The organism is Haloquadratum walsbyi J07HQW2 (assembly GCF_000415985.1).
GTDB classification, from domain to species: domain Archaea; phylum Halobacteriota; class Halobacteria; order Halobacteriales; family Haloferacaceae; genus Haloquadratum; species Haloquadratum walsbyi_B.
This window is the reverse complement of sequence record NZ_KE356561.1, coordinates 1,976,737-1,978,048: the sequence shown is the minus strand read 5'-3', so window position 1 is coordinate 1,978,048 and position 1,312 is coordinate 1,976,737. Positions and strand designations below refer to the sequence as shown.

At 58.8% G+C, this 1,312-nt stretch carries 3 protein-coding genes; 2 read left to right on the top strand and 1 reads right to left on the bottom strand.

Translation table 11 applies throughout. The annotated features are described in order from the left end of the window. Both J07HQW2_RS18275 and J07HQW2_RS18270 read left to right on the top strand, forming a co-directional pair. Positions 1 to 207: hypothetical protein (locus J07HQW2_RS18275; RefSeq protein ID WP_303704044.1), on the top strand; the 207-nt coding region annotated here is incomplete at its 5' end. Continuing rightward, positions 207 to 1,058 (top strand): hypothetical protein, encoded by an 852-nt coding sequence (locus tag J07HQW2_RS18270; protein ID WP_303704043.1) that lies wholly within the window; start codon positions 207 to 209, stop codon positions 1,056 to 1,058. The genes J07HQW2_RS18275 and J07HQW2_RS18270, both read left to right, overlap by 1 nt. On the opposite strand, the gene J07HQW2_RS09240 is transcribed toward J07HQW2_RS18270, so the two are convergent. After that, on the bottom strand, positions 1,050 to 1,312 hold a 263-nt coding region (locus J07HQW2_RS09240; protein WP_048075223.1), incomplete at its 5' end, for a hypothetical protein. The genes J07HQW2_RS18270 and J07HQW2_RS09240 overlap by 9 nt on opposite strands.

The window sequence follows — 1,312 nt, the reverse complement described above, 5'->3', positions numbered from 1 at the left end:
ATCCGCAATGAAGTGATCGACTTGACCGGCAGCACTGGGACTGGGACAAGATCAAATCAATCGTTGTTGACAACGCCGATCACGTCCAGAATACGACGCAACTCATCGTTGACAAAGCTCTCGGTGAGATTGAGCGGTATCACGATAACAAAGCAGACGGGTGGGGTCGTCCCTACCCATACATTGAGGGTCGGTATCCGATGGTGATGAATCACACCGAAGGCTACCGCCTGTTTCCTGAAAATGATGCCATTCAGTTCAGAATCAGTGCTGCACCACGCAGTCACGTCAAAGGCGAGCTTCGGGGGAGTCCCGACCAGTTTAACCGACTACGAACCGCGTTGAACAATGCTGAGTGGCATGTCGGGACAGCCGAAGTCGTCCACAAACACGACGAATGGCGACTCCACGTTACCGTCACGAAAGAAGACTGTGACGTGGCAAGCCCGGACGATGCAGATACCGTTGTCGGCGTTGATGTCAACGAGGATTGTGTGGCACTTGCTGCAATGGATCGCAATGGAGAGGTGAAAGACTCAATCGTGGTTTCGTATCCGTCAATCAAAGAGCGGCGACACGAGTTTTTCACCAAGCGAAAGCGGATGCAGACCGCTGGGCAAACCGGGCTTGAATCGGTCGTACAGACAGCGGAACGCGACTACGTTCACGATTGTCTGCACAAGGTGTCGCGGCAGGTAGTCGATTGGATGTCGCAATTCACGACACCGGAACTCCAAGACCACGCCCCGGACACCGTCGTCGCGGAGGTCTCGACACCGAGCGGCGTGACGACGACCGACGGTGGCGAACTGGACAAGACCGATGACCGCACTCGGCCGAACCGGTCTGCTTGTCGTCGTGGTCGGACTGCTCGCCGCTTTCGTACTCACCGGCACCGGTGGGTTCGGCTTCGCCACGGCCGACCGCACCGTGAGCGCGGACGTGGTGCCGGACGAAGATGCACTGTTTGGGGTTCGAGTCTCGGAGACGAGTGGTGTCGTCGGCGGGTCGACGTTCACGCTGATAAAGACTATCGACAACTCCGGCGGTCAGGTTGACGTCGACTCGGCGACCGTCACCGGGCCCGTGAGCGTCGTTACCGCCGGACCAGACACCGTCGAGGTCGTCTGCACCGCCCCGACGAACGCCGCACAGGTCACACTCACAGTGAAGGCCAGCGGCGCGGACGTGCAGATTACGACGTACAGAGATGTGACCGTCACCTGCGCCACACCCACACCGCAGCCGCACTCGTGACTCGAACAGAGTCGGTTCTGACCACCTGCGGCGTGAGCACTGGTTTCTAGCGGAT

Excerpts from the sequence above, each read along its gene's own strand:
- J07HQW2_RS18270 (WP_303704043.1), top strand. The coding sequence starts at position 207 with ATGAATCACACCGAAGGCTACCGCCTGTTTCCTGAAAATGATGCCATT.